General features: G+C 60.3%; 29 protein-coding genes and 1 pseudogene. 14 read left to right on the top strand and 16 right to left on the bottom strand.

Annotated elements, in window-relative coordinates:
• Nucleotides 1-50: 50 nt before the first annotated feature.
• The 4 genes from folX to KVQ82_RS25425 all read right to left on the bottom strand — a co-directional run bounded on the left by folX (nucleotide 51) and on the right by KVQ82_RS25425 (nucleotide 2,414).
• The gene (gene folX / locus KVQ82_RS25440) at nucleotides 51-422 is read right to left on the bottom strand and encodes a dihydroneopterin triphosphate 2'-epimerase (RefSeq protein ID WP_041073935.1); all 372 of its coding nucleotides are present in this window, start codon (nucleotides 420-422) and stop codon (nucleotides 51-53) included.
• Entirely contained in the window at nucleotides 423-983 is a 561-nt protein-coding gene (folE, locus tag KVQ82_RS25435) for a GTP cyclohydrolase I FolE (RefSeq protein WP_222016514.1), read from the bottom strand.
• Nucleotides 984-1,004: 21 nt separating this feature from the next.
• Nucleotides 1,005-1,715, bottom strand: a complete 711-nt coding sequence (folM, locus tag KVQ82_RS25430; protein ID WP_222016512.1) for a dihydromonapterin reductase — start codon at nucleotides 1,713-1,715, stop codon at nucleotides 1,005-1,007.
• Nucleotides 1,716-1,844: 129 nt separating this feature from the next.
• Nucleotides 1,845-2,414, bottom strand: a complete 570-nt coding sequence (locus KVQ82_RS25425) for an antibiotic biosynthesis monooxygenase (protein WP_041073941.1) — start codon at nucleotides 2,412-2,414, stop codon at nucleotides 1,845-1,847.
• A 210-nt stretch (nucleotides 2,415-2,624) separates the two neighbouring features.
• Between KVQ82_RS25425 and KVQ82_RS25420 the strand changes: the two genes are divergently transcribed.
• Complete coding sequence (locus tag KVQ82_RS25420) at nucleotides 2,625-3,584, top strand: MerR family transcriptional regulator (protein WP_142579860.1); 960 nt, start codon at nucleotides 2,625-2,627, stop codon at nucleotides 3,582-3,584.
• 3 nt (nucleotides 3,585-3,587) lie between these two features.
• On the opposite strand, the gene KVQ82_RS25415 is transcribed toward KVQ82_RS25420, so the two are convergent.
• Both KVQ82_RS25415 and KVQ82_RS25410 read right to left on the bottom strand, forming a co-directional pair.
• Entirely contained in the window at nucleotides 3,588-4,193 is a 606-nt protein-coding gene (locus KVQ82_RS25415; RefSeq protein ID WP_025109427.1) for a hypothetical protein, read from the bottom strand.
• Between the two features lie 55 nt (nucleotides 4,194-4,248).
• Complete coding sequence (locus KVQ82_RS25410; RefSeq protein ID WP_041073945.1) at nucleotides 4,249-4,725, bottom strand: PAS domain-containing protein; 477 nt, start codon at nucleotides 4,723-4,725, stop codon at nucleotides 4,249-4,251.
• 152 nt (nucleotides 4,726-4,877) lie between these two features.
• Between KVQ82_RS25410 and KVQ82_RS25405 the strand changes: the two genes are divergently transcribed.
• The gene (locus KVQ82_RS25405) at nucleotides 4,878-5,333 is read left to right on the top strand and encodes a flavodoxin (protein ID WP_041073948.1); all 456 of its coding nucleotides are present in this window, start codon (nucleotides 4,878-4,880) and stop codon (nucleotides 5,331-5,333) included.
• Here KVQ82_RS25405 and KVQ82_RS25400 read toward each other — a convergent pair.
• Nucleotides 5,323-6,210: a LysR family transcriptional regulator gene (locus tag KVQ82_RS25400; protein WP_222016509.1), complete on the bottom strand. Its 888-nt coding sequence runs from the start codon at nucleotides 6,208-6,210 to the stop codon at nucleotides 5,323-5,325. The two genes, KVQ82_RS25405 and KVQ82_RS25400, sit on opposite strands and share 11 nt — an antisense overlap.
• A 94-nt stretch (nucleotides 6,211-6,304) precedes the next feature.
• Between KVQ82_RS25400 and KVQ82_RS25395 the strand changes: the two genes are divergently transcribed.
• The 5 genes from KVQ82_RS25395 (at nucleotide 6,305) to KVQ82_RS25375 (ending at nucleotide 10,295) form a co-directional block, all read left to right on the top strand.
• On the top strand, nucleotides 6,305-6,691 hold the full coding sequence (locus tag KVQ82_RS25395; RefSeq protein WP_222016507.1) for a CidA/LrgA family protein: 387 nt from the start codon (nucleotides 6,305-6,307) through the stop codon (nucleotides 6,689-6,691).
• Complete coding sequence (locus KVQ82_RS25390; RefSeq protein WP_108181704.1) at nucleotides 6,681-7,367, top strand: LrgB family protein; 687 nt, start codon at nucleotides 6,681-6,683, stop codon at nucleotides 7,365-7,367. The genes KVQ82_RS25395 and KVQ82_RS25390 overlap by 11 nt, the downstream gene beginning before the upstream one ends.
• A 131-nt stretch (nucleotides 7,368-7,498) precedes the next feature.
• Nucleotides 7,499-8,281 (top strand): class II aldolase/adducin family protein, encoded by a 783-nt coding sequence (locus KVQ82_RS25385; RefSeq protein WP_222016505.1) that lies wholly within the window; start codon nucleotides 7,499-7,501, stop codon nucleotides 8,279-8,281.
• Complete coding sequence (locus KVQ82_RS25380) at nucleotides 8,281-9,183, top strand: alpha/beta fold hydrolase (RefSeq protein ID WP_222016503.1); 903 nt, start codon at nucleotides 8,281-8,283, stop codon at nucleotides 9,181-9,183. The genes KVQ82_RS25385 and KVQ82_RS25380 overlap by 1 nt, the downstream gene beginning before the upstream one ends.
• A 200-nt stretch (nucleotides 9,184-9,383) precedes the next feature.
• Nucleotides 9,384-10,295 (top strand): SDR family oxidoreductase, encoded by a 912-nt coding sequence (locus tag KVQ82_RS25375; protein ID WP_086793807.1) that lies wholly within the window; start codon nucleotides 9,384-9,386, stop codon nucleotides 10,293-10,295.
• 355 nt (nucleotides 10,296-10,650) lie between these two features.
• On the opposite strand, the gene KVQ82_RS25370 is transcribed toward KVQ82_RS25375, so the two are convergent.
• Complete coding sequence (locus KVQ82_RS25370; protein WP_222016501.1) at nucleotides 10,651-11,445, bottom strand: IclR family transcriptional regulator; 795 nt, start codon at nucleotides 11,443-11,445, stop codon at nucleotides 10,651-10,653.
• A 165-nt stretch (nucleotides 11,446-11,610) separates the two neighbouring features.
• Here KVQ82_RS25370 and hmgA point away from each other — a divergent pair, with 165 nt between their 5' ends.
• The 4 genes from hmgA (at nucleotide 11,611) to KVQ82_RS25350 (ending at nucleotide 16,386) form a co-directional block, all read left to right on the top strand.
• Nucleotides 11,611-12,915 (top strand): homogentisate 1,2-dioxygenase, encoded by a 1,305-nt coding sequence (gene hmgA / locus KVQ82_RS25365; protein ID WP_222016499.1) that lies wholly within the window; start codon nucleotides 11,611-11,613, stop codon nucleotides 12,913-12,915.
• 3 nt (nucleotides 12,916-12,918) lie between these two features.
• Nucleotides 12,919-14,223 (top strand): fumarylacetoacetase, encoded by a 1,305-nt coding sequence (gene fahA / locus KVQ82_RS25360; protein ID WP_222016497.1) that lies wholly within the window; start codon nucleotides 12,919-12,921, stop codon nucleotides 14,221-14,223.
• 12 nt (nucleotides 14,224-14,235) lie between these two features.
• On the top strand, nucleotides 14,236-14,871 hold the full coding sequence (gene maiA / locus KVQ82_RS25355) for a maleylacetoacetate isomerase (RefSeq protein WP_041073963.1): 636 nt from the start codon (nucleotides 14,236-14,238) through the stop codon (nucleotides 14,869-14,871).
• 144 nt (nucleotides 14,872-15,015) lie between these two features.
• Complete coding sequence (locus KVQ82_RS25350; protein WP_222016495.1) at nucleotides 15,016-16,386, top strand: aromatic acid/H+ symport family MFS transporter; 1,371 nt, start codon at nucleotides 15,016-15,018, stop codon at nucleotides 16,384-16,386.
• Between the two features lie 51 nt (nucleotides 16,387-16,437).
• Here KVQ82_RS25350 and KVQ82_RS25345 read toward each other — a convergent pair whose 3' ends face one another.
• Nucleotides 16,438-17,241, bottom strand: coding sequence for a SirB1 family protein (locus KVQ82_RS25345; RefSeq protein ID WP_222016492.1), 804 nt, complete (start codon nucleotides 17,239-17,241; stop codon nucleotides 16,438-16,440).
• Between the two features lie 172 nt (nucleotides 17,242-17,413).
• Between KVQ82_RS25345 and KVQ82_RS25340 the strand changes: the two genes are divergently transcribed.
• Entirely contained in the window at nucleotides 17,414-18,433 is a 1,020-nt protein-coding gene (locus tag KVQ82_RS25340; RefSeq protein WP_095667469.1) for a Glu/Leu/Phe/Val dehydrogenase dimerization domain-containing protein, read from the top strand.
• A 193-nt stretch (nucleotides 18,434-18,626) separates the two neighbouring features.
• Here the strand turns inward: KVQ82_RS25340 and KVQ82_RS25335 are convergent.
• The 5 genes and pseudogenes from KVQ82_RS25335 to KVQ82_RS25315 form a co-directional block, all read right to left on the bottom strand.
• Nucleotides 18,627-18,866 (bottom strand): annotated as a pseudogene (locus KVQ82_RS25335) (YebG family protein); the annotation flags it as partial.
• A gap of 188 nt (nucleotides 18,867-19,054) precedes the next feature.
• On the bottom strand, nucleotides 19,055-19,825 hold the full coding sequence (locus KVQ82_RS25330; RefSeq protein WP_222016487.1) for an SDR family NAD(P)-dependent oxidoreductase: 771 nt from the start codon (nucleotides 19,823-19,825) through the stop codon (nucleotides 19,055-19,057).
• A gap of 13 nt (nucleotides 19,826-19,838) precedes the next feature.
• Nucleotides 19,839-20,987: an NADH:flavin oxidoreductase gene (locus tag KVQ82_RS25325; RefSeq protein WP_222016484.1), complete on the bottom strand. Its 1,149-nt coding sequence runs from the start codon at nucleotides 20,985-20,987 to the stop codon at nucleotides 19,839-19,841.
• Nucleotides 20,984-22,228, bottom strand: a complete 1,245-nt coding sequence (locus tag KVQ82_RS25320; RefSeq protein WP_222016481.1) for an AfsA-related hotdog domain-containing protein — start codon at nucleotides 22,226-22,228, stop codon at nucleotides 20,984-20,986. Before KVQ82_RS25320 ends, KVQ82_RS25325 begins: the two co-directional genes overlap by 4 nt.
• A gap of 139 nt (nucleotides 22,229-22,367) precedes the next feature.
• Nucleotides 22,368-22,922: an acyl-homoserine-lactone synthase gene (locus KVQ82_RS25315; RefSeq protein WP_041073971.1), complete on the bottom strand. Its 555-nt coding sequence runs from the start codon at nucleotides 22,920-22,922 to the stop codon at nucleotides 22,368-22,370.
• 155 nt (nucleotides 22,923-23,077) lie between these two features.
• On the opposite strand from KVQ82_RS25315, the gene KVQ82_RS25310 reads away from it, so the two are divergent.
• A complete protein-coding gene (locus KVQ82_RS25310; protein WP_041073972.1) occupies nucleotides 23,078-23,797 on the top strand; it encodes an autoinducer binding domain-containing protein in 720 nt (239 codons plus the stop codon).
• Between the two features lie 323 nt (nucleotides 23,798-24,120).
• Nucleotides 24,121-24,621 carry a phosphate-starvation-inducible protein PsiE gene (locus tag KVQ82_RS25305; protein WP_003221775.1) on the top strand — a complete coding sequence of 167 codons (501 nt, stop codon included), beginning with the start codon at nucleotides 24,121-24,123 and terminating at the stop codon, nucleotides 24,619-24,621.
• On the opposite strand, the gene KVQ82_RS25300 is transcribed toward KVQ82_RS25305, so the two are convergent.
• Entirely contained in the window at nucleotides 24,618-24,935 is a 318-nt protein-coding gene (locus KVQ82_RS25300) for a DUF3509 domain-containing protein (RefSeq protein ID WP_108181719.1), read from the bottom strand. The genes KVQ82_RS25305 and KVQ82_RS25300 overlap by 4 nt on opposite strands.
• A 295-nt stretch (nucleotides 24,936-25,230) precedes the next feature.
• Nucleotides 25,231-26,532: an HAAAP family serine/threonine permease gene (locus KVQ82_RS25295; RefSeq protein ID WP_222016478.1), complete on the bottom strand. Its 1,302-nt coding sequence runs from the start codon at nucleotides 26,530-26,532 to the stop codon at nucleotides 25,231-25,233.
• Between the last annotated feature and the right edge of the window lie 43 nt (nucleotides 26,533-26,575).

Here is a 26,575-nt window from a genome sequence, read left to right as displayed (position 1 = left end):
TATTCGTGGCGCGGATGATAAAAGTCTGGCGCGCGATGCGCCAGACGCGCTCAGCGGCTTGCCGCGAGAGTGATCGACACCGACTCGGCAAATCGCAGGGCATGCGGCTTGTCGACTTCGACTTCGGCGTAAAGCACGGCGGTATTGCTCATCACCAGATCCAGCAGTTCCTGGGTCAGGCGTTCGAGCAGCGCAAAGCGGTTGCCCTCGACGTGGGCGATGATCGCCTTGGTGATGGTGCGGTAGTTCAGCGCGTGATCGATGTCGTTGTCGCGCACCGCTTCCTGCGCGGCGTACTGGATGGTCAGGTTGATCAGCACATCCTGTTTGTTGAGGATCTCGTCCTCGTTGATCCCGATAAAGGTGCGCAAGCGCAGATCCTTGACCCGGATGCGCGCCATTCCCGGTTGAAGTTGTGACATTTACTTGCTCCGTCCAATCAATTGCAGGAACTCCTGGCGGGTGTTGCTCGAGTCGCGAAAGGCGCCGAGCATGACCGAGGTGTTCATGGTCGAATTCTGTTTCTCGACACCGCGCATCATCATGCACATGTGCCGGGCCTCGATGACCACCGCGACGCCAGCGGCATCGGTGACCTGTTGCACTGCGTCGGCAATCTGCCGGGTAAGGTTTTCCTGAATCTGCAGGCGCCGGGCGAACATGTCCACCAGCCGCGCAATCTTCGACAGTCCCAGCACCTTGCCGGTCGGAATATATGCCACATGGGCCTTGCCGATGAAGGGCAGCAGGTGATGTTCGCACAACGAGTAGAGCTCGATGTCGGCGACGATAATCATCTCGTCGCTGTCGGAAGCAAACAGCGCGCCGTTGACGATCTCCTCCACACGCTGTTCGTAGCCGTGACACAGGTATTGCATGGCCTTGGCCGCGCGCAGCGGAGTGTCGAGCAGGCCTTCGCGGTCGGGGTCTTCACCGAGGCCGATGAGGATCTCGCGGTAATTCTCGGGCAGGGTACGGCTCATGGGAGATCCTCGCGCAGCAGCTTATTTGACGTGCCGTCCGCCGTTGACGGTCAGGGTCGTGCCGGTGACATAGGGGTTGTCGAGCAGATAGCGCAGGCTCTGGTAGATCACTTCGCTGCCGGGTTCGATGCCCAGCGCGGATTTGGCCAGCGCCTTGGCGCGGTACGCCGCGTCGTCGTCGGGATTGAACAATAGCAGGGCTGGCGCGATGCCGTTGACCTTGATTGCCGGCGCATAGCGCGCGGCGAAGGACAGGGTCAGGCTGTCGAGCCCGGCCTTGCTGGCGCAATAGCCGATGTGTTTGCTGCTGCCTTTGCGCGTGACGTCGTCACTGATGTGGATGATGTCGGCCGGTGTCGAGCGCTTGAGCAGGTCGGCGCAGTGCAGGTTGATCAGGTACGGCGCGAGCAGGTGCACGTTGAGCATGCGTTGGAAGGCTTCGGCTTCGTTGCCCGGGGTTTCCGCCAGCCATTCGGAGGCGTTGTGGACGATGGCGCGCAGGCGGTCGGTATGGGTTTTCAGTTCATCGATGAAGGCGAGAATGGCCGCTTCGCTGGAGAAGTCGGCGAACACTCCGATCGCGCCCAGATCCTGCAGCGCTTGCACGCCTGGACGTTCGCGGCGGTAGGTGAAAATGACCTGATGGCCGTCTTCAAGCAAACGCTGCGCGCAGTGCAGACCGACACGCTGGCCGGCACCGGTGATGAGAATCGGGGCGGAGGAAATGGTCATGTACGGCTCGCGTCGCGGCTGGAGCAAAAACTATAACAGCGACGCTGTCGAAAAGATCGCAGCCTTCGGCAGCTCCTACAGGGGCGCCTTCATCTGTAGGAGCTGACGAGTGCAACGAGGCTGCGATTTTTAGCGATTCTGCGTAGAGGGTGTTGCAGGCAAAGGTCGCGCCGGCACAGCGTTCAACCAGTTGGCCAGCAACCGCGTCGACAGCGGAATAAAGAAATACACCATCAACGGCGTCAGGCACGCCGTGCTGATCAACACCCGCGGCAGCAGGCTCATGTCGCCGAGCAACGGCCCGAGAACAAAGTTGAACAGCAGCGACACCGGAAAGAACGCCAGCCAGATGGCCACGGCCTGTTTCCAGCGCGGTGGCCGCTGACCGGCCGCTCCGAACCAGCCTTCGATACCACTGACCCGATGTTCTTTGGGATGCGCGAACAGATCGCTGCCTCGCGCGAGCCACGCGGTACGCGAGACCGAGTGCTCCCAGGCATGCAGGGTCTGTTCGTTGACAAAGCGGAAAATGATCTGGAATTCGTTGTCACCGGGTGGCGGAGCGAGCACGCCGGAGCCCAGGTAACCGGGAAAGTCAGTGGCCAGTTGTTCGCCTTCGCGCAGCCAGGCAATCAGGTCCTGATAGCGGCCGTCGGCGACGCGACGCGCAACCATCAGCGTGACGGGGGAAGTAGACATTATGTATCTCCGTATTCCGAGTGCGTCGCTCCGGGTAGGAGTTTCGCAATACGCAGGCGGGGGTAGGAGCCTGCGCTTTTTGACAAGCAAGGATTATTCCTGATTTTAATGACAGTTTCAGAGACTTTCGTCTCTATTCATGGGTTGAACCGATAGAGGGCATCGGAGGTAGAATGGGATCCAAATCTACCGAGTGGATGCACCTGCACAATGGCTGTTATCACGGACGCTGACCCTGCTTCGCAGGCCTCTGTCGCACTTGAGCGCGAAGAGTTGTTCCCTATTCGTGAGGTGTCGCGCCTGACCGGCGTCAACCCGGTAACGCTGCGTGCATGGGAGCGTCGCTACGGTTTGATTCAGCCGACGCGCACCGAAAGCGGGCATCGGCTGTATTCGATGACCGAAATCGAGCGCGTGCGCAGCATCGTCGACTGGATCGACCGCGGCGTGGCGGTGAGCAAGGTCGGCAAGATCCTCGCCAAGACCGAGCCGCTGAAAGTGCTGGCGCATATCATTCCTGATGATCTGGTGCAGGCTGATTACGCGCAGTGGCAACAACAGGTGCAGGTTGCAGTCAGCGCGTTCGATGACCGCGCGCTGGATCAGGTCTACAACCAGATTTTCTCTTCATATTCGCTGTCAGTGGTGTTCCAGGACATTCTCATGCCGTTGTGGCTGCAGATGCTGCAGCGTCAGGATGCCTTCGGCCAGACCAGCGAATGGTTGTTTTTCGACGGGTTCCTGCGGGCGCGAGTCCTGCAGCGGATTGTCGCGCTGCGCGGGGCGCAACCGCGCAAAGTGATTGTCAGTGCGCTCGCCGGTCAGTGTCGTGAACTCGAATTACTGGTTGCCGCGTTGTTTCTGAGTGGTAATGACGCCGGGGTGCGGGTGCTCACCACTGGTCAGCCATTCGATGAGTTGGCGCTGGTGTGCGAGCGGATCAAGCCGCAGGCGCTGGTGCTGTTTTCCAATCACGCCCCGACAGCCGATTTGCCGCGACGGTTGAACCGTCTGGCGTTAAGTCTGGACTGTCAGGTGATGCTGGCCGGCGACACCGCCGATCTGGCACAGGACAGCCTGGCGGGATCGTCGATCGGCTGTCTGGGCAATGAAGGGGCGACGATGCGTCAGCGCATGACGCAGTTTCTCGCGGGGACGCTGGATACCTGAATATCAGGTGTGCAGGGCGGGGTGGGTCAGACGGTGTTGTTGCAGGATGAACTGGCGCAGGCGTTCGGTTTCATCGGCATCGGTCTGGCTCAGCTCGTAAGCGTAGAAGCCATGCTCGGTTTCCCGCTCGAAATTGCCGCGCAGGGAGATCCGCTCATACCCTGAAGGGCTGAACCACAGGGCGAAATGCTTGGGCGGTTTGGTCTTGTTGCGCATTTCCAGCAGCACGCCTTTGTGCGACACCTCGTGCACCCACATCATCCCCGGTTGCCCTTTGGCATTTTCCAGCGCGACCGGCTCTTCGAGAGTCAGGCGCCATGGGCGAACCATCGGCCCGTCTTCGTAAATGCTTGGTACGCCCAGACGCAGGTGCAACGCGTGAAATTCGTCTTCCACCAGGTGCAACGGGAAGGTCATCTGCTGATTTTCGAAGTTGGCCTGGATGGTCACTTGCTCATGAGCCGCCAGGCGCGTGAGCAGGTCACGGATCTGCGAGCCACCATTGACCAACAGGCTCGACGTCGCATCCCGCACATTGAGTTGCGGGTTGTGCTGCATGGTCTGGATGAAATCCAGCTCATCCTGGGTCAGGAGGGCGTCGCGTTGCATGGCCTGGCTCGAAAGAATTAGTTACAAAGTCATTGGTGATTGTAGTTACTGACACTTAGTTCGCCGTTTTGTTTGCGCCGTTCGTCGCTTTCAGGGCAGAGAGTTCGGCTTGCAAGGCGGCAACCTGTGCTTCCAGTTGCGCGACGCGTTGCTGCGCCTTGACCTGCACCGTGACGTCCTTCTGCACGCCGACGAAATAAGTCTGGCCGTCCTTGTCGTTTTTCACTGTCGACAGCGACAGTTCGTTCCAGAATGGCGTGCCGTCCTTGCGGTAGTTACGCAGGATTTCCCGGCACGCCCCGCCATTGCGCAAGGTGTCACGAATCCGCGTCAGATTGGCCTGATCGCGGTCGCCGGACTGCAGAAAACGGCAATCCTGGTAGAGAATTTCTTCGCTGCTGTAACCGGTCAGGCGCTCGAAGGCCGGGTTTACGTAAATCAGGATGTTGTCCTGTTCGCCTTCCTTTTCTGCAACCACGATCCCGTCGTTCGAAGCGTTGATCACCATTTGCAGCAGATTGGCGTTGATCATCAATGAATCCTTTCAGTGTCGATATTGGCTGGCATTCTAGAAGTTCCAGCCAGTCTGTCTACTGGCCATCACGGCTATTCGGGCCTGGATCGCGGCTTTTACGTCGGACTGCTACTATCGCCGCTCTTTTTTTCAGCTTCAGGATCAGATTGATGAAAGTCGCCATCCTCTCCGGCTCGGTTTACGGCGCGGCCGAAGAAGTCGCCCGTCACGCGCAGAACCTGCTGAAAGACGCCGGTTTTGAAACCTTCTACAACTCGCGCGCCAGCCTGGCGGATATACAGGCGTTCGGCCCTGAAGCGATTCTCGCGGTGACCTCGACCACCGGCATGGGCGAATTGCCGGATAACCTGCAGCCGCTGTATTTCAGCCTTCGCGATCAATTGCCAATGGCCTGGCGCGGCTTGCCCGGTGCGGTGATCGGTTTGGGCGATGCCAGTTACGGCGATACGTTCTGCGGTGGCGGCGAGCTGATGCGTGAGTTGTTCGCCGAGCTGGGCCTGCGCGAAGTGCAGGAGATGCTGCGTCTGGACGCCAGCGAAAGCGTGACCCCGGAAACCGATGCCGAGCCTTGGCTGGCGCAGTTGATCGCCACGCTCAAGGGCTGATCGCGCGCTCGCGCAGCAGGGCCAGCCAGGCCTGCGCGGCTTTCGACAGGTAGGCGCCGCGACGCCAGATGAACGCGATATCCCAACGCAGATAATCTGGCGCGCGCAAGGTCAGGCGCACCACGCCCGGACGCTCCAGTGCCCGGGCGACCACGCTCGGCAACAGCACCACGCCTTGCCCGGCCGCCACCAGCGCCACGAGAAAATCCGCCTGGCCACTGCGCCCGCCTTCTTTCGGGGTAAAGCCCAGTTGCTGGCACGCCTGCAATAACCGGTCATTGAGCACGAAGCTGCGCTGATACAGCAGGAACGGTGTCTCGGCCAACTCCTCCAGAGCAATTTCACCGTGCGCCGCCAGCGGATGATCCACCGGCAGCAACGCGTCGAGCTTCTCATCGCAGAACGGTTGAAAATCGAACTGCGGATCCTTGGGCAGCAAGCTGCCACCTAACTCCAGTTCACCGCTGAGCACCGCCTGCTCGACGTTACGGCTGCCGCCCTCAAGCAATTGAATGCTGATGTTCGGATAGCGCCGTCGATATTCGGCGAACAAACCGGCGAACAACGCATCGCTGCCCAGCAGCGGCAGACCGAGGCGCAATTCGCCGCGCGCCAGTTGGCTCAGATCATCCAGTTCGCTGAGCAACTCCTGACGCAAGCGCAGCATGCCCTCGGCGTGGGACAGCACCACGCTGCCCGCAGCGGTCAGGTGCAACTGGGAGCCGAGCCGTTCGAGCAACGGCGTGCCGAGACTCTGCTCCAGTTGCGCGACTTGTTTGCTCACCGCCGACTGACTGACGTGCAGGGTTTTCGCCGCTTGGGTAAAGCCGCCTTGACGCATGACTTCGACAAAACTGCGCAACTGTTTGAATTCCATGGTCCGATTCCGTTTTGGAATAGCCATGAGTCTAACAATTCGCTTCTGGGATGGCAGGCCGCTTCGTAAAATAAGCCCCTGTAAGGAGCCCATCATGAACGCTGCATCCCTCACCTATGTTTCCCGTCTGATAGCAGAACTGGCCGCGTTGCTCGGTCTCTATCTGCTCGGCTGTCAGATCGCCGCGTGGCTGACCTGGCCAATTCCCGGCGGCGTCATCGGCATGGCCCTGTTGCTGCTGGCGTTCGCGTTTGGCTGGGTCAAACCGGCGGCGCTGCAATTGGGGGCCGGATTGCTGATGGCCGAGATGCTGCTGTTCTTTATTCCGGCACTGATGAGTCTGCTCGACTACGGCGCACTGCTGCGTGATGACGGTTGGCGGATTTTGCTGGTGATTGGCGCCAGCACCCTGATGGTGATGCTGGTGACGGCCTTTACCGTGGAGTTGGCTGTGCGTCTGAGGCGGTCCCATGAAGCTTGAATGGATGCCGATGTTCTGGCTCGCTTTCACCCTGTTGGCGTACCTGTTCAGTCGCTGGATTTACCGGCGTACCGGGCGCTATCTGCTGTCGCCGCTGATTCTGGTGCCGGCGCTGCTGCTGGCGCTCGCCATACCGTTGCACACGGCCTATGCCGAATACTCAAGCAACACCCATTGGCTGATGCTGGTTCTCGGGCCGGTGACGGTCGCTTTCGCGGTGCCGATCTGGCAGCAGCGACGTCTGCTGGTGCGGCACTGGTCAGCGCTGTTGCTGGGCATGCTCGCCGGCAGCGCGGCATCGATCGCTACCTCGTTTGGCCTGGCCAGGGCGCTGGCGCTGGATACCTCGGTCACGATGTCGCTGGTGCCGCGTTCGATCACCACGCCGTTCGCCATGCCGCTGGCGCAGAATCTGGGTGGCGTACCGGAACTGACGGCCGTGTTCGTGATGTTCACCGGCGTGTTCGGTGCGATGCTCGGCGGCGTGCTGCTCAAGTGGCTGCCGCTGCGCAGTGCCTTGGCGCGCGGTGCGTTGTTTGGGGTTGGCGCGCACGGTGCCGGCGTCAGTCGGGCGCATGAAGTGGGCGGTGAAGAAGGCTCGGTGGCCGGGCTGGTGATGGTGCTGACAGGACTGCTCAATCTGTTCGCTGCGCCTTTGTTGGCGTCGTTGCTTTGACATGGATCCAAGCTGTTTGCATGGCTGACCCGCTCAGTCATCAAGCTGGCTGGCAATGCAACTACGTGAGCCCCGGGAGCTGACTAGACTGCTGACACGTGCAAAACAATAAGAACGCAGAGGTGCATACAGTGAGCGTAGCCCCCGTCCAGTCGCCCGTTAATGTCAAAGACCAGGTCAGTGCTGCGGAGTGGCAGACCCGGGTCGATCTCGCCGCCTGTTATCGACTGGTCGCCCTGCATGGCTGGGACGACCTGATCTTCACCCACATTTCCGCCAAGGTCCCGGGCACCGAAGACTTCCTGATCAATCCGTTCGGGTTGATGTTTCATGAGATTACCGCGTCCAGCCTGGTCAAAGTCGACCAGGCCGGCAACAAGCTGATGGACAGTCCCTACGAAATCAATCCCGCCGGTTACACCATCCACAGCGCCGTGCACGAAGTGCGGCACGACGTGGTGTGTGTACTGCACACGCACACTGCGTCCGGCGTGGCCGTTTCAGCGCAGAAGCAGGGCGTGTTGCCGATCAGCCAGCAGTCGCTGTTCGTGTTGTCGAGCCTGGCCTATCACGGCTACGAAGGCGTGGCGCTGAATCACGAAGAGAAAGCGCGCTTGCAGGCCGACCTGGGCGAGAACAATTTCCTGATGCTGCACAACCACGGTCTGTTGACCTGTGGCGGCACCATCGCCGACACCTTTCTGATGATGTTCACCTTCCAGCGCGCCTGCGACATTCAGGTCATGGCGCAGACCGGTGGTGCTGAGCTGATCGCCATCGAACCGCAGATCCTCGCGGGCGCCAAGGCGATGATCGCCGGCGTCACCAAGAGTGCTCAAGGCATGGGCGGCGCACTGGCCTGGCCGGCGTTGCTGCGCAAACTCGATAAACAAGACCCCGGATATAAACTCTGATGCCTCTTGCCGAGATTCCTCTGTGTGTCTGGCGCAAACGCAGCCGGACATTTGTCTTTCGCGGCCAGTCGATCCGTTACTGGACGGCGGGGCAGGGTGAGCCGCTGTTGCTGATCCATGGCTTTCCGACGGCCAGTTGGGACTGGCATTACCTGTGGCAGCCGCTGGCCCAGCGCTATCGGGTGATCGCCTGTGACATGCTCGGTTTCGGTGATTCGGCCAAACCGTTGCATCACAGCTACAGCTTGCTGGAACAGGCTGATTTGCAACAGGCGCTGCTGGCCCATCTGCAGGTCGAGCAACCTCTGCATATTCTGGCTCACGATTACGGCGACAGCGTCGCCCAGGAATTGCTCGCGCGGCATTACGAAAACCGGCTCGCCGTCGCCAGTTGCGTGTTCCTCAACGGCGGGCTGTTCCCGGAAACCCATCGCCCGGTGCTGATGCAAAAGTTGCTGCTCAGCCCTTTGGGCTGGATGATTGGCCGGGCCTTCAGCCGTGATGCATTGGTGAAAAGCTTTCGGCAGATTTTCGGCCCGCAGACCGGCCCCAGCGAAAGCGAACTGGATGATTTCTGGAGCCTGATCGAGACCCACCGCGGTCCGCGCATCCTGCACAAACTGATTGGCTACATCCCCGAGCGCCGGGCGCAACGCGACCGCTGGGTAGCGGCCATGCAGCATGATGACATCCCGTTGCGGGTGATCGACGGCGAAGTCGATCCGGTCTCGGGTGCGCACATGGTCGAGCGTTACCGCCAGTTGATTGCCGGCGCCGACACGGTGTTGTTGCCGGGCATCGGCCACTATCCGCAGATCGAGGCGCCGGTGCAGGTGCTCAAACATTATCTGGCGTTTCGTGACCGCCTGGAGTTGCCGCCGCGCAAGGTCGCGTGCTCCTGAGAGATCAAAAGATCGCAGCCTGCGGCAGCTCCTGCACAAATTAATGCAGGAGCTGCCGCAGGCTGCGATCTTTTGATCTTTTGACGCCCTCATCATCCCCCACCGTTATCGCGCACCATTCAGCCTCAGCCGTATTTGTTGTGACCCAAAGCCCTGTGCCTGACACTCGGACTCAATACTGGCCTGCTGGAGTTCCTGCGATGAATGAGTCCGTACGTTTCGAAGATAAAGTCGTAATCGTCACCGGAGCCGGTGGTGGCCTGGGCCGGGCGCATGCTTTGCTGTTCGCCCGGCACGGCGCCAGAGTGCTGGTCAACGACCTCGGCGGCTCGACCCAGGGCGAGGGCGCCAATGCCTCCGCCGCCGACCGTGTGGTGGCGGAAATTCGCGAAGCCGGCGGCATTGCCGAGGCCAACCACGACTCGGTCACCGACGGCGACAAACTGGTGCAGAACGCCCTTGACGCCTTTGGCCGTGTCGACGTGGTGGTGAACAACGCCGGGATCCTGCGCGACAAGACCTTTCACAAAATGGACGACGCCGACTGGGATCTGGTCTATCGCGTTCACGTCGAAGGCGCCTACAAAGTCACCCGCGCCGCCTGGCCGCACCTGCGCGAGCAAAACTACGGCCGGGTGATCTTCACGGCATCCACTTCGGGCATCTACGGCAACTTCGGTCAGTCCAACTACGGCATGGCCAAACTCGGCCTCTACGGATTGACCCGTACCCTGGCCATCGAAGGGCGCAAGAACAACATTCTGGTCAACGCCATCGCGCCCACTGGCGGTACGCGCATGACTGAGGGGCTGATCCCGCCGCAAGTGTTCGAACAGCTGAAACCGGAACTGGTCAGCCCGCTGGTGGTGTACCTGGCCAGTGAGCAGTGCCAGGAAACGTCCGGTCTGTTTGAAGTCGGTGGTGGCTGGATGGGCAAAGTGCGCTGGGAGCGCAGCCTCGGCGCCGGATTCGATCCACGCAGCGGTTTCTCCCCGCAAGACGTCGCGGCGCATTGGCAGCAGATCTGCGATTTCGAAGGGGCGGCGCATCCCAAGGACAACATTGAAGCGCTGAAGGAAATGATGGCGAATCTGCAGAAGTATTCGCTTTGACATCTGCCATGACCATCAAGCGACCTGTCCCACCGGCATGAATCTCGCCCATAAAAAAGGCCGCTGCAAACGCAGCGGCCAAGGTAAGACGTTGGATCAAGGAGCTACAAATCAACGTCAGTGAACACCGGGGCGATCAATCGAAGCATCGATTCATCTGAAATCGGTCAGCGCTGGCGCGAGTTGCTCGGCAGCCAAGGCTGGTTGCTTTGCGGCGTGTGCCGTGAAAGCCCGCTCAGAATAAGCACTTGAGATCGAAGGAAACAGAGCGATTCCGGACATGCACTGTTACGGGGCATGCAACAGTCGTGTCCGGCTACGCTATTGGGTCACTGAAGGGATTGTGGCTGTTGTTTCAAGGGCGCAGGTCGTCGGCCTGATAGCCCATGCGCCAACTGACGGCGCGTGCCGCCGCCAGCAATCGCCGGGCGGCCGGGCCGTTTTCATCCGCGTGGAACAATGAAGTCGGGCCGACAATCGTCAGTACCGCTGCGATCTGCCCGACGGCGTTGAACACTGGCGCCGACAACGCATCCACGCCCGGCATCAACAAACCGTGCACATGATGCAAGCCGCGTTCGCGGATCTGTTCACACAGGCTGGCGTAGTTTGTTTCATCGGCCAGCGGATGGTCGGCGATGGCGGTTTCCAGTACGCGCAGTTCATCGGTTTCGCGATGCGGCAGGTAGGCGCTGAATACCAAGCCAGTGGATGAACTGAGCAGCGGCAATACCGAACCCAATTGCGTGACCACCGTCACCGCGCGCACCGCCGGCTCGATGTGCACCACGGTCGCGCCCTGATTGCCCCACACCGCCAGAAAGCAGGTTTCATTCAGTTCATCGCGCAACTCGGAGAGCGGCAGGGCGGCGACTTTCAGCACGTCCATACTGTTCAGGGCTGCCAGGCCCACGCGCAACGCTTCACGGCCGAGGCCGTAGTGGTTGGTGGCGGCGTTCTGCTCGGCGAAACCACTGGCGATCAGAGCCTGAAGATAACGGTGCACCTTGCTCGCGGGCATCTGCACATGTTCGGCCAGACGCGACAGTGAGGTGGAGGGCGATAACTCGGCCAACGCCTTGAGGATGTCGGTGCCGACCTCGGCGGAGCGGACTTTCTGTTTGCCGTTGCTGTCGCTGGTTTTTTCCATGGTGCGGCCGGGATCCGAAAACGAATGGGCGTCTTTATAGCTTGACGCTGGATAGCGAGCAAATTACGTTATGCGTAATCGAATTACGATAATAACAACCCCGGCGTGCGCAAACCTCTGAGCCAGAGCGATGGGCCACTGCCGACTCCCTGTTCAGGAGGCTCCATGAACCTCGATTCAAACGCGTCGGCGCTGGCGTACCAGTCCGGTTTCGGCAACGAATTCAGCAGTGAAGCGTTGCCCGGCGCCTTGCCCATCGGCCAGAACTCCCCGCAAAAAGCGCCCTACGGCCTCTACACCGAATTGCTCTCCGGCACGGCGTTCACCATGACCCGCAGTGAAGCCCGGCGTACGTGGCTGTACCGGATTCAACCGTCGGCCAATCACCCGGCGTTCGTCAAACTGGAGCGGCAACTGGCCGGCGGCCCGCTGGGTGACGTAACCCCGAATCGTCTGCGCTGGAATCCCCTGCAGATGCCCGCCGAGCCAACCGACTTCATCGACGGCCTGGTTGGCATGGTCGCCAACTCGGCGGCGGAGAAGCCTGCCGGCATTAGCATCTATAACTATTGCGCCAACCGCTCGATGGAGCGGGTGTTCTACAACGCCGACGGCGAGCTGCTGCTGGTGCCGCAACTCGGACGACTGCGCATTGCCACCGAACTCGGTGTACTCGAAGTCGCGCCGCTGGAAATCGCCGTGTTGCCACGCGGTCTGAAATTCCGCGTCGAACTGCTTGATCCGCAGGCGCGCGGTTACGTTGCCGAGAACCACGGCGCGCCGCTGCGCCTGCCGGATCTGGGGCCGATCGGCAGCAACGGTCTGGCCAATCCACGGGACTTCCTCGCGCCGGTCGCTGCCTACGAAAACCTGCAGCAGCCGACGACGCTGGTGCAGAAATTCCTCGGCCAGTTGTGGGGCACCCAACTCGATCATTCGCCGCTGAACGTGGTCGCCTGGCACGGCAACAACGTGCCGTACAAATACGATCTGCGCCGTTTCAACACCATTGGCACCGTGAGTTTCGATCATCCTGATCCGTCGATTTTCACTGTGCTGACCTCGCCGACCAGCGTGCATGGCATGGCCAACCTCGACTTCGTGATCTTCCCGCCACGCTGGATGGTCGCCGAGAACACCTTCCGTCCACCGTGGTTCCATCGCAACCTGATGAACGAATTCATGGGCCTGATCCACGGCGAATACGACGCCAAGGCTGAAGGCTTTGTGCCCGGCGGTGCATCCCTGCACAGCTGCATGAGCGCCCACGGCCCGGACGGCGAAACCTGCAGCAAAGCAATCAACGCCGAGCTCAAGCCGACGAAGATCGACAACACCATGGCCTTCATGTTCGAGACCAGTCAGGTGCTGCGTCCAAGCCGTTTCGCCCTCGACTGCCCGCAACTGCAATCCAATTACGACGCCTGCTGGGCCACGCTGCCCGCTACGTTCGACCCGACCCGGAGATAACCCATGACTCAGACTTCCATCACCCGCAGCTGGGTTGCTTCGGCCAACGGCCACGCGGATTTCCCGTTGCAGAACCTGCCGCTGGGCGTATTCAGCATCAACGGCTCGGCGCCGCGTGCGGGCGTGGCGATTGGCGAGCACATTTTCGATCTGCAAGTGGCGCTTGAAGCCGGTCTGTTTGACGGCGCCGCACGCAGTGCGGTCGAGGCCATGCACGGCGGCCTGTTGAACGCCTTCTTCGACCTCGGTCGCGAAGCCCGTGTCGCCTTGCGTACGCGCTTGCTGGAACTGTTCAGCGAGGGCAGCAGCCATCGCGGCGCCATCGAAGCCCAAGGCGCAAAACTGCTGCCCTTGGCTGCCGATTGCCAAATGCACCTGCCGGCCCGCATCAGCGATTACACCGACTTCTACGTCGGCATCGAACACGCGCAAAACGTCGGCAAACTGTTCCGCCCGGACAACCCGTTGTTGCCGAACTACAAGCATGTGCCGATCGGTTATCACGGTCGCGCCTCCACTGTGCGCGCCTCCGGTACCGACGTGCGCCGCCCGAAAGGCCAGACCCTGCCGGCCGGTGCCAGCGAGCCGACCTTCGGCCCTTGCGCCCGTCTGGACTACGAGCTGGAGCTGGGCATCTGGATCGGTCAGGGCAACGACATGGGCGAGCCGATCGCCATCGGTGACGCCGCCGAGCACATCGCCGGTTTCTGCCTGCTCAACGACTGGTCGGCCCGCGATATCCAGGCCTGGGAATACCAGCCACTGGGCCCGTTCCTGTCCAAGAGTTTTATCACCAGCGTCTCACCATGGGTGGTGACGGCCGAAGCGCTGGAGCCGTTCCGTATGGCACAACCTGCGCGCCCTGAAGGTGATCCGCAGCCGCTGCCTTACCTGTTCGACAAGCGCGATCAGGAGGTCGGTGCCTTTGACATCGAACTGGAAGTGCTGCTGCTCACCGAAGCCATGCGCGAGCAGAATCTGCCGGCCCATCGCCTGACCCTGAGCAACACGCGCTACATGTACTGGACCGTCGCACAAATGGTCGCGCATCACAGCGTCAACGGCTGCCAGTTGCAGGCCGGCGACCTGTTCGGTTCGGGCACTTTGTCCGGTCCGGAAAACGGTCAGTTCGGCAGCCTGCTGGAAATCACCGAGGGCGGTAAAAAGCCGATCGAACTGGCGTCCGGCGAAGTGCGCAAATTCCTCGAAGACGGCGACGAAATCATCCTGCGCGCGCGTTGCGCCCGAGAGGGTTTTGCCTCGATCGGCTTCGGCGAATGCCGCGGCACAGTGCTGGCGGCGCGCTGACAGGAGCGGCTCATGGATCTCTACACCTATTACCGTTCCACCTCGTCGTACCGGGTGCGTATCGCTCTGGCGCTGAAGGGGCTCGACTACAACGCGCTACCGGTCAATCTGATTGCGCCGTCCGGGGGCGAGCATCGGCAGGCGGCGTATCTGGCGATCAATCCGCAGGGCCGGGTGCCGGCTTTGCGTACTGATGACGGCGAGTTGCTGATTCAGTCGCCGGCGATCATCGAGTACCTGGAAGAGCGTTATCCACAGCAGCCGCTGCTGCCGGAAGACCTCGCCGCCCGCGCCCATGTGCGTGGCGTCGCGGCGGTGATTGGCTGCGACGTGCATCCGCTGCACAACGTCAGCGTGCTCAATCGTCTGCGCCAGCTGGGCCACGAAGAGCCGCAGGTGGTGGAGTGGATTGCGCACTGGATCAGTCAGGGGCTGGCGACCGTCGAGCAGTTGATCGGCGACAGCGGTTTCTGTTTCGGCGAGTGGCCGTGTGTGGCTGACGTTTATCTGATTCCACAGTTGTACGCGGCGGAGCGCTTCGGTGTTTCGCTGCAGGCCTATCCACGGATTTGTCGCGTAGCCGCATTGGCGGCCGAGCATCCGGCGTTCATCAAGGCGCATCCGGCCAACCAGCCCGATACACCGTAATACCCTGTGGGCGCGAGCCTGCTCGCGAAGAGGTTGTATCAGCGGACATTCTTTTAGCTGGCACACCGCTTTCGCGTGCAGGCTCGCTCCACATGGGGTCCGTGTTGCCCCTAAAAATCATAAAAACAAAACAGGTACCTTGCGATGCACAACCAGATTGCCAGCTTCCGGGCGGCACTCGACGCCCGTCCTGTGTCCCGCTATCAGTGGTTGCTCTTGATCCTGCTCGCCTTGTTGCTGGTCACCGACGGCTACGACGCCCAGGTGCTCGGTTACGTGGTGCCGGCCCTGGCGCAGGACTGGGGCCTGGAGAAAGCCGCCTTCGGGCCGGTTTTCAGTGCCAACCTGTTGGGCCTGACCCTTGGTTCGCTCGCGGTGACGCCGCTGGCTGATCGCTTCGGCGTGCGGCGGATTCTGCTGGCGTGCGTGCTGATCTACGCCACCCTCACGGTGCTGATGGTGTTCGCCGATTCCCTGAATACCCTGATGATCGCGCGCTTTATCTGCGGCATCGGCATGGGCGGAGCGATGCCCAGTGCCATGGCCCTGATGTCGGAGTATTCGCCGCCGCGCTTGCGCACCTTGATGGTCACGCTGGCCGCTTGTGGGTTTTCGTTTGGCGGTGCGGCGGGTGGTTTCGTTGCGGCGGGCTTCATTGATCGCTTTGGCTGGCAAGCGGTGTTCCTCGCCGGTGGTGTCACGCCGTTGCTGTTGTTCCCGTTCCTGTGGTGGATGCTCCCGGAATCGCTGCCGCGTCTGCTGCGTGACGCACCGCCTTATGCGCGCTTGCGCCAAGTCACCGCGCGAATGCTGCCGGACTGGCAGCCACCGGCTGCCTCGGTCGAGCAGAACGAGCGCGAGCAGGGCAGCAAACTGACCGTGGTCGAGCTGTTCCGCAACGGATATGCACGACCGACCCTGCTGATCTGGGCGACGTTTTTTGTCAGCCTGATTCTGTTGTATTTCATGATCAGCTGGCTGCCGACGCTGTTGCTGGAAAGCGGTCTGCAACTCAATGAAGCTAATCTGGTGACCTCGATGTTCCTGTTCGCCGGCACCTTGGGCGCGGTGTGCATGGCGTGGTTCGCCGACCGGCTCAAGCGCAAGGTGCGGCTGCTCTGCGCGGTGTTGGCTGGGGCGGCTGTGTGCACGGTTCTGCTGGGCCTGAATCACGACAATCCGCGCTATCTGGTGGCCTACGTGTTTGCTGCCGGGTTTTGCATCATTGGTGGGCAACTGACGTTGAACGCCTTCGCCAGTAACTTCTATCCGGCGCAGGTGCGCGCCACGGGCACTGGCTGGGCGCTGGGCGTAGGGCGCTTCGGTTCGATCCTCGGGCCGCTGTTTGGCAGCCTGCTGCTGGCGATGCACATTCCGGTGGCGCAGATATTTTTCTTCTGCGCGATTCCGGCGGTTATTGCGGCACTGCTGATCATCCAGGTGCGTTCGCCCTCAGATATCCCGCAATCCAATGTAGGGGCGAGCTTGCTCGCGAAGAACGATAACGCGGTCTAAAGGATAAACCGAGGCGCCTGCTTCGCGAGCAGGCTCGCTCCCACACAGGGATTAGTGGACCACGGAATTCGGAGGCAGGTGCCCGAGCCGTTCGGTCAGGCGCAGGCGCTGGATCGGATCGTCGCTGAGCAGCAACGCATGTTCCAGATCGAAGCGTTCGGCGTTAGGGCAGTCGAGGCGCTGATACAGGCTGGCGCGGGCCAGATAATCGGCAGCGCTGGCACCGCCCAGTTCCAGCACGCGTTCGGCATCGATCAACGCAGCGATGTAATCCTCGTGCGCCAGATGCAACTGGCGCAGGTTGCGTGACAGGCGCTGCAGCATTTGGACCGGGGTGGCGACCAATAGATGCTCGGCATTGAGTTTCATGTGCGCGCCGTACTGACGCTGCAACAACTCGCGACAATCATTGGGATACAGCCGCCGACCACCGCAGGGATCCAGCAGGTGATCTGCACCGGGCACCCGCAGCAGGAAATGCCCGGGGAAGTTCACCCCGACCAGCGGAATCTCCAGACCACGGGCCAGTTCCAGAGCAATCAGGGACAGGGTCAGCGGCTGGCCGCGACGGGTCTGCAACACTTTGTGCAACAACGCGACCTGTGGGCGTAGCGGCAGAAAATCGTCCTGAGAGAAGCCCAGATCATTCAACCGCCGCAGCAACGGTTGCGCCAGTTCGCTGACTGGCAGCATCGGCAAGCCGTAGCTGACGCGCTGTTGCAGCTCCTTGAAGTCCTGTTGCAGCGCTTCGACATCGAGGCCTTTTTCGTGCTCGGCAGCCATCCACAGCGCCGCTTCGAACAGTGCGGGCGGTGAACGGTGCAGACACTCGAAAAAACGTTGGCGCGGACTCATCGAAATCTCCGGGGCATGCCTCGTTTTAGCCCCGTCCGTGCCATTCGTCCAGTACCGGCCGGGTTATGCCGCAAAGTCGCCGTTGGCGCCGACGCTTATTCCGGTGCGCTTCAGCAATTTTTGGGCGCAAGCCTATACTGGCGACTACCAGAAGTGATTCGGGAGCCTGCCGATGTTTGCTCTCATGCAAAGCACTCGCCTGGAATCGCTGCACCTCAGCGTTGACCCGGTCACCGGGTTGAAGGCGGTCATTGCCATTCATAACAGTCGCCTCGGGCCTGCCCTGGGCGGTTGCCGTTATCTTGCCTATCCCAACGACGAATCCGCAGTCGAGGACGCCATTCGCCTCGCGCAGGGCATGAGCTACAAAGCGGCGCTGGCCGGACTGGCCCAGGGCGGCGGGGTGGCAGTGATCGTACGCCCGGCGCATGTGGAAAACCGCGGTGCGTTGTTCGAGGCTTTCGGGCGCTGCATCGAGCAGCTCGACGGTCGCTACATCACCGCCATCGACAGCGGCACGTCGGTGGCGGACATGGATTGCATCGCCCAGCAGACCCTGCATGTCACCAGCACCACCTCGGCCGGTGACCCGGCACCGCACGCGGCGATGGGGGTGTTCACCGGAATTCGCGCCACCGCCATGGCGAGGCTGGGCAGCGACAATCTCGAAGGATTGCGCATAGCGATTCAGGGGCTGGGGAATGTGGGTTATGCACTGGCGGAACAACTGCATGCGGCGGGCGCCGAATTGCTGGTCAGCGACATTGATCACGGCAAGGTGCAACTGGCGATGGAGCAACTCAACGCGCATCCGATCGCCAACGATGCGTTGCTCAGCACACCGTGCGACATCCTTGCACCGTGCGGCCTCGGCGGGGTACTCAACAGCCACACAGTGACGCAACTGCGTTGCTCGGCGGTGGCGGGTTCGGCGAACAATCAACTGACGCATCTGGACGTGGCTGATCAACTGGAGCGTCGGGGGATTCTGTATGCGCCGGATTACGTGATCAACGCGGGCGGGTTGATTTATGTTTCGCTCAAGCATCGCGGTGAAGAGCTGGGGACGATCACTGCGCATCTGTCGAAGATTTCCTCGCGACTGACCGAAGTGTTTGCCCATGCGCAGGCCGAGAAACGCTCGCCGGCGCGGGTGGCGGATGAGTTGGCGGAGAAAGTCTTGTATCGCTGAAAAGCAAAAGATCGCAGCCTGCGCCAGCTCCTCCATATGGAATGCGTATTCCCTGTAGGAGCTGCCGCAGGCTGCGATCTTTTCGATTCAAACGTTGTTATTTGGCAGCTTTCGCCGCTTTGACCGGCTTCACGGGAGCCTCTTCCGGCTCGGCCGTTTCGGCTATTTCAACGACGTCTGCCGGTGCATTGATCAGCTCCGACAGCGCATCAGGCTGGCTCTTGAACGCCTTGGCGAACACATCGCGGTTCTTCGCCATGTAGATCCCGACTTCTTCAACCTGTTGCTCGTTCAGCGACGGCACGGCTTTTTGCAACACTTCGGACAGCATCTCGGCCAGTTCGAGCATTTTGTCATGACGGTCAGCTTCGGCTTTATCCATGAACAAGCGCTCCAGATCTCGGCTGCTGCGGTATACCACTTCGACGGCCATTCACCACCTCACATGCCTTCACATTTAGTTGTCTTAGCGACTACTGTATTTATATACAGCGAAAGGATAAGCGAATCCCTGCGCTTTGGGTAGTGGCTTTTCAATGTAGACCGGATTCGGCGATTTTCCTGATTTACGCCCCTCAAACGAAACGACCCGCACACGGCGGGTCGTTGGTTTATTTGATTTCAGAACTTGCCGCTGGCGTAACCCCCATCGATGGGCATGATCACACCCGTGACGTAAGCAGACTGATCGCTGAGCAGCCAGAGCACCGCGTTGGCCACTTCGTCCGCCGTGCCGAAGCGTTTCATCGACGTCACGTTGATTTTGCGCTGGGTGTTTTCCGGTGCGGCTTTCAGGCGTGCCTCGCTATTCATGCCGCCTAGGATCGGCCCGGGGGCGACCGCATTGACGCGAATGCAGCCACCGTCTTCCAGCCGCGCATTTTCGATCGACGCCACCTGGGTCATGCCATTGATCGCCTGCTTGCTGGCGACATAGGCCACCTGGCCGCCAATCGGTACCACGCCGGCGCAGGACGAGGTATTGACGATGGCCCCGGTGCCGCGGTCGAGCATCAGTTGCAGTTCATGACGCATGCAGTGGTAAGTGCCGTTGACGTTGATGTTCATCACCTTCATCCAGTCATCCGGGCACGATTGCGCGAGCGCTCCGTACTTGGCGGTCACGCCGGCATTGTTGAACGCGCAATCGAGGCGGCCGTAGAGCGAACGAATGGTCGCGAACGCCTGCTCGACCTGCGCCGGATCACCGACATCGCAGGCGATGAAGCGGCAGTGTTCACCCAGCCGATCGGCCAGCGCCGCACCTTTTTCCTCGTCCCGGCCGAACACGATCACATCGGCGCCGGCTTTGATCAGGCGTTCGCTGACGGTCTCGCCAATGCCGCTGGTGCCGCCGGTGACCAGGCATACTTTTCCCAGAAAATCGTACATATGTCGCATCTCCTTATGCCAACGCGGGGCGTAAATATTTCGGGTTTACGCAGCAATACACCCGATCCAGTCGCGGATTGCTTTTGTCACTGAAACACTGGCTGTCCCATCGGCATTTGTGGATGTCGGCGGAGCGGCCCTGCAGGGTTTTGTTGATCAGGTCGTTGTCGGCAAACAGCGCCCGCGACATGCCCACCCAATCGCATACGCCGTCGGCCAGCAACTGCTCGGCCTTGTCCAGACCGTCAATGAAACCGGCGTAACCCACCGGCACTGTCGCCACGGACTTGATCGCCCGCACGCCGGCTTGCAGGTAGGCGTCCATGGTCTCGGAATGCACGATCAACTGGCCGAAGGTCGCGCCCATGCACATCGAACATTCCAGCGCGGCAACGCCGGCCTGACAGAGCGCTTGAACGGTTTCCTTGATGTCCGGATATTGCAGCCCTTCCGCGCCAAGGCGGTCGTCGATGCCCAGACGAATGGTGACGATCAATTGGCCCTGGGTACGCTCGCGAATGGCCCTGACCACGTCAAGCAACAGCCGCGCGCGGTTCTCTTCGCTGCCGCCATAGCGGTCGGTGCGCTTGTTGGTGTGCGGTGAAAGAAAGCTGCTCAGCAGGTAGCCGTTGGACGCCTGTAACTGCACCAGGCGTGCGCCGTTGGTCCAGGCCAGCCAGGCGGAGTGGGCGAACTGCTCGATCACCAGGGCGATGTCGGTTTCGTCCATGATCCGCACGCGATAATCCGGATCAAGTTTGGACACGCGCGGGCAGGGCACGCCGCTCGGGGTCAACACGGCAACGCCGGTGTGCGTGGTGGTGCCTTGACCACCGTAATGCTGCAGTTGCACACCCACCGGCGTGTTGACCTGCTCGGCCATGGCGAACATCGCCCTGAGCGATTCGCCCTGATGCGCTTCGAACAGGCCGAGCCCGGTGCTCTGTAGACGCGACTGCGGCGAGACCGTGGCGTTGCACAGAAACGCCATGGAGCAGCCGCCCTCCATGATGCCCTGATAAAACTCGATCATGGCGGGCGTCACGCACCCGCTGTGATCAGCCAGGTCCACGCCCATCGACGCGAAGAACAGCCGATTGCGCAACTCCAGCCCGCCGGCCAGCCGCAGCGGCTCCAGCACGTGGGGATAGCGCGTCATCATGCTTCCTTCCTGTGTTCGGGCATTGCGGTGGTCTGATCGAAGGTCATCCACACCGGTTGTCCGAGAGCGGGCGCCGGGGCCGGGGCGGTTTCTTCGTGGGAGAAGTAAGCGAACTGTTTGAGCACTTCGCGCCACTTGAAGCGCAACGGCGAATCCAGCTCTGCCAGGTGCAGTTTGAGCGTGCCGGCCTTTGTCGCGTCGCTGGCGTGCAGCGATTGCAGCGGCAGACTGAGCATCCCTTCGTTTTCCAGGTACAGGTAAACGTGGCCGCGCTCGGAGGCGTCGAGCGGGCTGTCGCATTGCACTTGCAGCCCGGCCATCGACAACAGCTCCAGACGGGCGGAGAGGTGACGACCGGAATCCAGGCGCACCAGCACTTCATGGCGTATGCCCTTGAGCGGGCGGAACCAGCAGGCCGGGTCGATGTTGATATTCCGCATGCGCTTGAACACCGGCATCTTGATCACTTCGCCATGCAGGCGAATGTCGGCCACCAGTTCGCCGCGCTGGAAGAAGCGCGCACGCTTGTCGACCTTGCGTGCCCGTGGCTGGGCCATGCTTTTGTAGTCGCCAACCAGCACATCCACCTGAAACGAAGACTCGGTGTAACGGGGAAAACTCGACATCAGATCAACGATGGAAATCGACACCTCGCCGCGGGCGTAACCGCTGTGCTCGTAGAACTGTGCATACATCGCTTGGCGTGCCGCTTCGATCAGCATCAAGCCAGGCACGTGCTCGTGGTGCTTGCGGTAGAAAAAGTAATTGGCGGTGTCGTTGAACAGGGTGAAATACAGCAGACCCTGCTGCGGGCAGCCGTCCAGGTTTTTCAGGACATCATGCACCTGCCGACGCTGATCGAGGCTCAGGCCGTTGTCGCAACCGGGCAGTCGAGCCAGTTTGGCTTCCGTGCTTTCCAGCACCCAGACGCCGCTGAGGATCAGGTGGTCGGTGGTCTTTTCGTAATTCGTCAGCAGCTCCGACAGACAGTCCGACAGGCCCGCCTCTTCGAGCGCCTGCAGGTCGATGATGGTTGGCAGTGAACGCAGCACCAGACGCTCGCTGTCCAGCCGATAGGCCTGATTGATAACCTCCAGATCCATCGGATCAAGGTTCGCCCGTTGCACGATGGCGGCAGGCAACCAGGCCGGCAGCAAGTGGTGAGCGTCGTAAATCAGCACATCGTCGTCGTGGCCCTTGTGGACGATGTCTTTGGCAACTTTCCTGTGCATGTCGATCATGATCATCCCTCTGTGTTGAACGTTGGTTGTAAGGCAGTTGCTATCCATGGCGTGAAATCGACCCACACCGAAAGGTGCTGCTCGACGCGTGTCGGCAGCTTCAGTTGATGTGTTTTTTGTTATCGCGTGTCGGGCAGTTTTACTGCACCGTGATGTAGCAGGCGCCGAGGGTTCGGTTGTCCAGGACCTGTGGCGGCGCCAGCCATTTGTAGTCAATGCCGCCGCGTTTGAGCAGGCGGCCGATGGCAATCGGGGACACCGACACCAGATGTGAAACGCCGCAGGTTCGGGCGTACTCGAGCGTGGCCATGAACAGGCCGACGGTATTTTCGTCGGACATCACTTGTTCGTTTTTGCCGCCCTCGGCATCGAGGTCCAGTGAGGTGAAGCGCGACAGCTCCCAGATGTCATCACCGCACGGTGCAGGCTGGTCACCGAGCAACGCGGTGAACACCTCACTCAGCAAATACGGCTGCGTGGTCGGCAACAGGCGTGCGCAACCTTTGATATTGCCGTCTTCTTCTTGCGCGACGATGTAATGGGTGCCGCTGTGGTCGAACTGATCAAACTCGAAATCGTCCGGTGTTGATAATTGCCAGCCGAGGCGTTCGACAAAGACCTGATAGCGATATTGAGCCAAGCGTTGACGCTTTACTGTCGTCAACTGGTCATAACGTCCTGACAAGTAATCCATCACAGATTCCGTTTAGTGATTGGTTGGGTGGCGATTAAAGTGCACACTGCGCTCGCAGACTACCTGTCACCCTTGACAGCTAGCGGAAACATTTGGAAATATGCTAGGCATGTTGGCAAGAGGCCGACAGCAATAACTGTGGGAAAGGAATCTCTATGTCATATTGGCAGGCTGAACTGTTGGAAAACGCCATGTCTGCAACGGATGTCGAGTTGTTGTTCGACAATATCAAGACCGTTGCCAGGCAGTTGGAGTTTGATTATGTGGCCTATGGTTCACGCAGGCTTTTCCCCATCACCAAACCTTGCCTGTTTCTCGCCAATAACTATTCGCCGGCCTGGCAAGCTGCCTATTCCGCCAATCGTTACCTGGACATCGACCCTTACGTGATGCGCGCAATGCGCAGCGTGAAACCGGTGCTGTGGGACTCTGAACTCAAGGCTCAGGCGCCCGAATTCTGGCAGGAAGCGCATGCTCATGGAATCTGCGAAGGTTGGGGGCAGACGCTGCTGAACAGCGAAACTCAAGGGCTGGTGACGTTTGCCCGGGGCAGCGAAGCGATCACTGCACTGGAACTCGAAACCAAGCAGGCAGAGCTTTCATGGCTGGCCCAGATCACCCATCTGGGCCTGACGCGCCTGCAAATGCGCGGCGCCGATTCGGTAATCCCGGTACCGATAGAACTGTCGCAAAGGGAAAAGGAAATTCTGCAATGGACCGCTGACGGAAAGTCATCGGACGATGTTTCGGTGATCCTCGGCATCAGCAAAAGGACCGTAAACTTCCATATAAACCATTGCCTGAAGAAACTCGGTTGCCAAAACAAAATCGCCGCGGCCGTTAAAGCTTCGCTGATGGGCCTGCTCTGGAAATAATTACACGAGTCATTTATTCGATAACTAACTGGTGAATTACCGGGGGAGTGTGCGCGAGTTCACAGAATGACCCGGTCAATAATATTTCATTTATAAGCTAATGCCTTTTCAGCGTAACGAACTTATCAAGAAACTTTAGTTGGATCGTCACAATCATTCCTGTCGACGGTGTCTGTTCAACGGTGCGACCAAACGCCACGGCGCAGGTTTCATGCCGTCTCGCCATGATGCGTGGCCTCGTTTCTGCATGGCGCACAGCGCATACGGAAAACCGTCACGTCCAACCGGCATCATCCGCTCGCATCGGGCTAAGGAACATCATCGTGAAAATCAACTGGGCCGAGAAATTGCGGCAAAACGTGCATCAACTGGCCGAGTCCCTGGGCAACCTGTTTGTCGAGACCTTCCACTACCTGGCGCTGTTCGCCATCGGTGCGGTGACCGCGTGGGCGGCGGTGATGGAATTTCTCGGCATGCTCGAAGAAGGCCACATCAAGATCGATGACATTCTGTTGCTGTTCATCTATCTGGAACTGGGCGCAATGGTCGGGATTTACTTCAAGACCAACCACATGCCAGTGCGCTTCCTGATCTACGTGGCGATCACTGCGCTGACTCGCCTGCTGATCTCCAACGTCTCGCACCACAACCCGCCGGACATGGGCATCATCTACCTGTGCGGCGGCATTCTGCTGCTGGCGTTCTCGATTCTGGTGGTGCGCTACGCCTCGTCGCAATTCCCGTCGGTGAAGATCGAAAAACCGCAACGCAAACTCGGCGCCGGTTCCGGTGAACACCCCGAGATCGAGAAGGGCGAGCTTTAAAGTCCCATCGACGGCCGAGGCTGGCCGTTGTTCTGCTGCGGTGGCGGGGGCAGCCCGTCGCCGCTGGTCATCGCTTCGAGGATCGCCATGGCACTGTGGCCCTGTTCGATGGCAATGCCGAATTGAATGCTTTGCACCAGCCGCTTAAGCCGTACCGGGTCGTTGCGCTGTTCGGCGCTGATCATCCGTTTGGCCACGATCCGGCCGCTGTTGGACAGGGTCAGCATGATGCTGCCGTCCAGTCCCTGAATGCTCAGGTTGATCTGATAGTCCGGCGCGAAGGCATCGGTAATGATCTGAAAAGGGTTGTCCATGATGCGTCACCGCCTGATTGAACGTGCAGTTGTTGACCGGCCGTGATCGGGTTGGTTCGCAATACCTGATCATCGGCGATTCCGTGGCCTGTGTTGTTGCGTTTTGTAGGAGCTGCCGAAGGCTGCGATCTTTTGATCTGCGCTGTTTTGACTTCGGTCATGAAGATCAAAAGATCGCAGCCTGCGGCAGCTCCTACATAGGAATTGCAAGGGCTGTGCCGGGAAAATTGTTGGACAATGGATACGGCGTAAAAAAGGCGAGCCCATGGCTCGCCTTTGTCATTTGTGGCCCGTTTCAGGGCAGAACCGAGTAGATGATCGCCGACAGTGCAATCAGGCCGATCAGCACCACGAACACGTTGGAGGCCTGTCCCGAGTACTGGCGCAAGGCTGGCACTCGGCGGATGGCGTACATCGGCATCAGGAACAACAGGCAGGCAATCACCGGCCCGCCGAGGGTTTCGATCATGCCCAGAATGCTCGGGTTGAAGGTGGCCACGGCCCAGCAGCTGAGGATCATGAACAGCGCGGTCGCACGGTTCAGCCAGCTCGCCGACATCACCTTGCCACGGCCGCGCAGGCTCTTGACGATCATGCCCTGAAAGCCTTCGCTGGCGCCGATGTAGTGGCCGAGGAAGGATTTGGTGATCGCCACCAGCGCAATCAGCGGCGCGGCGTAGGCGATGACCGGGGTCTGGAAGTGGTTGGCCAGGTACGACAGGATCGATATGTTCTGCGCCTTCGCTGCTGCAAGATCCGCCGGCGACAGCGCCAGCACGCAACTGAAGCAGAAGAACATCACCGTCACCACCATCATGCCGTGGGCCATGGCGAGGATGCCGCTGCTCTTGCGTTCGGCCTCCGCGCCGTAACGCTGTTTCTGATCGACCGCGAAGGCGGAGATGATCGGCGAGTGGTTGAACGAGAATACCATCACCGGGATCGCCAGCCACAGGGTCTTGAGGAACGTCGACAGCGGCATTGCCTCTTGAGCGCTGGCGAAGAACGCGCCGTTCCAGTTTGGAATCAGACTGAGGCCGAGTAACAGCAGCGCGGCGACGAACGGGTAAACCAGCACGCTCATGGCTTTGACGATCACGTTCTGGCCGCAGCGCACGATCGCCATCAGGCCGAGGATCAGCACCAGCGACAGGATTGCCCGTGGTGGCGGGGCGATGTGCAACTGGTGTTCGAGAAAACTGCTCAGGGTGTTGGTCAGCGCCACGCTGTACACCAGCAGGATCGGAAAAATCGCAAAGAAATACAGCAGGGTAATCAGCTTGCCGGCGCCGATACCGAAGTGTTCTTCGACGACTTCGGTGATGTCGCCGGAACGCCCGGACAGCACGAAGCGGGTCAGGCCTCGGTGAGCGAAGAAGGTCATCGGGAAGGCCAGCAGCGCCAGAATCAGCAACGGCCAGAAACCGCCAACGCCGGCATTGATCGGCAAGAACAATGTGCCGGCACCAATCGCGGTGCCGTACAGACCGAGCATCCAGGTGGTGTCGGATTTGCTCCAGCCCTTGTGAGCGGTTTCGGTGTTGCGTGTGCGATCTACAGCGGGATTTTCGGCAGCAGGTGTACGTACATCGGTCATCGTTTTTGCCTCGTTATTATTTTTGCTCGGGCTCACGGTTGGC

This window comes from Pseudomonas sp. AO-1, from assembly GCF_019775695.1.
Taxonomy (GTDB): domain Bacteria; phylum Pseudomonadota; class Gammaproteobacteria; order Pseudomonadales; family Pseudomonadaceae; genus Aquipseudomonas; species Aquipseudomonas parakoreensis.
The sequence above is the reverse complement of the archived record's forward strand: the minus strand, read 5'-3'. Positions and strand labels throughout refer to the sequence as shown.

What these genes read in the sequence shown, in the direction of transcription:
- folX (WP_041073935.1), bottom strand. Translation starts at nt 422, where the DNA reads ATGTCACAACTTCAACCGGGAATGGCGCGCATCCGGGTCAAGGATCTG.
- folE (WP_222016514.1), bottom strand. Translation starts at nt 983, where the DNA reads ATGAGCCGTACCCTGCCCGAGAATTACCGCGAGATCCTCATCGGCCTC.
- folM (WP_222016512.1), bottom strand. Translation starts at nt 1,715, where the DNA reads ATGACCATTTCCTCCGCCCCGATTCTCATCACCGGTGCCGGCCAGCGT.
- KVQ82_RS25425 (WP_041073941.1), bottom strand. Translation starts at nt 2,414, where the DNA reads ATGTCTACTTCCCCCGTCACGCTGATGGTTGCGCGTCGCGTCGCCGAC.
- KVQ82_RS25420 (WP_142579860.1), top strand. Translation starts at nt 2,625, where the DNA reads ATGGCTGTTATCACGGACGCTGACCCTGCTTCGCAGGCCTCTGTCGCA.
- KVQ82_RS25415 (WP_025109427.1), bottom strand. Translation starts at nt 4,193, where the DNA reads ATGCAACGCGACGCCCTCCTGACCCAGGATGAGCTGGATTTCATCCAG.
- KVQ82_RS25410 (WP_041073945.1), bottom strand. Translation starts at nt 4,725, where the DNA reads ATGATCAACGCCAATCTGCTGCAAATGGTGATCAACGCTTCGAACGAC.
- KVQ82_RS25405 (WP_041073948.1), top strand. Translation starts at nt 4,878, where the DNA reads ATGAAAGTCGCCATCCTCTCCGGCTCGGTTTACGGCGCGGCCGAAGAA.
- KVQ82_RS25400 (WP_222016509.1), bottom strand. Translation starts at nt 6,210, where the DNA reads ATGGAATTCAAACAGTTGCGCAGTTTTGTCGAAGTCATGCGTCAAGGC.
- KVQ82_RS25395 (WP_222016507.1), top strand. Translation starts at nt 6,305, where the DNA reads ATGAACGCTGCATCCCTCACCTATGTTTCCCGTCTGATAGCAGAACTG.
- KVQ82_RS25390 (WP_108181704.1), top strand. Translation starts at nt 6,681, where the DNA reads ATGAAGCTTGAATGGATGCCGATGTTCTGGCTCGCTTTCACCCTGTTG.
- KVQ82_RS25380 (WP_222016503.1), top strand. Translation starts at nt 8,281, where the DNA reads ATGCCTCTTGCCGAGATTCCTCTGTGTGTCTGGCGCAAACGCAGCCGG.
- KVQ82_RS25375 (WP_086793807.1), top strand. Translation starts at nt 9,384, where the DNA reads ATGAATGAGTCCGTACGTTTCGAAGATAAAGTCGTAATCGTCACCGGA.
- KVQ82_RS25370 (WP_222016501.1), bottom strand. Translation starts at nt 11,445, where the DNA reads ATGGAAAAAACCAGCGACAGCAACGGCAAACAGAAAGTCCGCTCCGCC.
- hmgA (WP_222016499.1), top strand. Translation starts at nt 11,611, where the DNA reads ATGAACCTCGATTCAAACGCGTCGGCGCTGGCGTACCAGTCCGGTTTC.
- fahA (WP_222016497.1), top strand. Translation starts at nt 12,919, where the DNA reads ATGACTCAGACTTCCATCACCCGCAGCTGGGTTGCTTCGGCCAACGGC.
- maiA (WP_041073963.1), top strand. Translation starts at nt 14,236, where the DNA reads ATGGATCTCTACACCTATTACCGTTCCACCTCGTCGTACCGGGTGCGT.
- KVQ82_RS25350 (WP_222016495.1), top strand. Translation starts at nt 15,016, where the DNA reads ATGCACAACCAGATTGCCAGCTTCCGGGCGGCACTCGACGCCCGTCCT.
- KVQ82_RS25345 (WP_222016492.1), bottom strand. Translation starts at nt 17,241, where the DNA reads ATGAGTCCGCGCCAACGTTTTTTCGAGTGTCTGCACCGTTCACCGCCC.
- KVQ82_RS25340 (WP_095667469.1), top strand. Translation starts at nt 17,414, where the DNA reads ATGTTTGCTCTCATGCAAAGCACTCGCCTGGAATCGCTGCACCTCAGC.
- KVQ82_RS25330 (WP_222016487.1), bottom strand. Translation starts at nt 19,825, where the DNA reads ATGTACGATTTTCTGGGAAAAGTATGCCTGGTCACCGGCGGCACCAGC.
- KVQ82_RS25325 (WP_222016484.1), bottom strand. Translation starts at nt 20,987, where the DNA reads ATGATGACGCGCTATCCCCACGTGCTGGAGCCGCTGCGGCTGGCCGGC.
- KVQ82_RS25320 (WP_222016481.1), bottom strand. Translation starts at nt 22,228, where the DNA reads ATGATCGACATGCACAGGAAAGTTGCCAAAGACATCGTCCACAAGGGC.
- KVQ82_RS25315 (WP_041073971.1), bottom strand. Translation starts at nt 22,922, where the DNA reads ATGGATTACTTGTCAGGACGTTATGACCAGTTGACGACAGTAAAGCGT.
- KVQ82_RS25310 (WP_041073972.1), top strand. Translation starts at nt 23,078, where the DNA reads ATGTCATATTGGCAGGCTGAACTGTTGGAAAACGCCATGTCTGCAACG.
- KVQ82_RS25300 (WP_108181719.1), bottom strand. Translation starts at nt 24,935, where the DNA reads ATGGACAACCCTTTTCAGATCATTACCGATGCCTTCGCGCCGGACTAT.
- KVQ82_RS25295 (WP_222016478.1), bottom strand. Translation starts at nt 26,532, where the DNA reads ATGACCGATGTACGTACACCTGCTGCCGAAAATCCCGCTGTAGATCGC.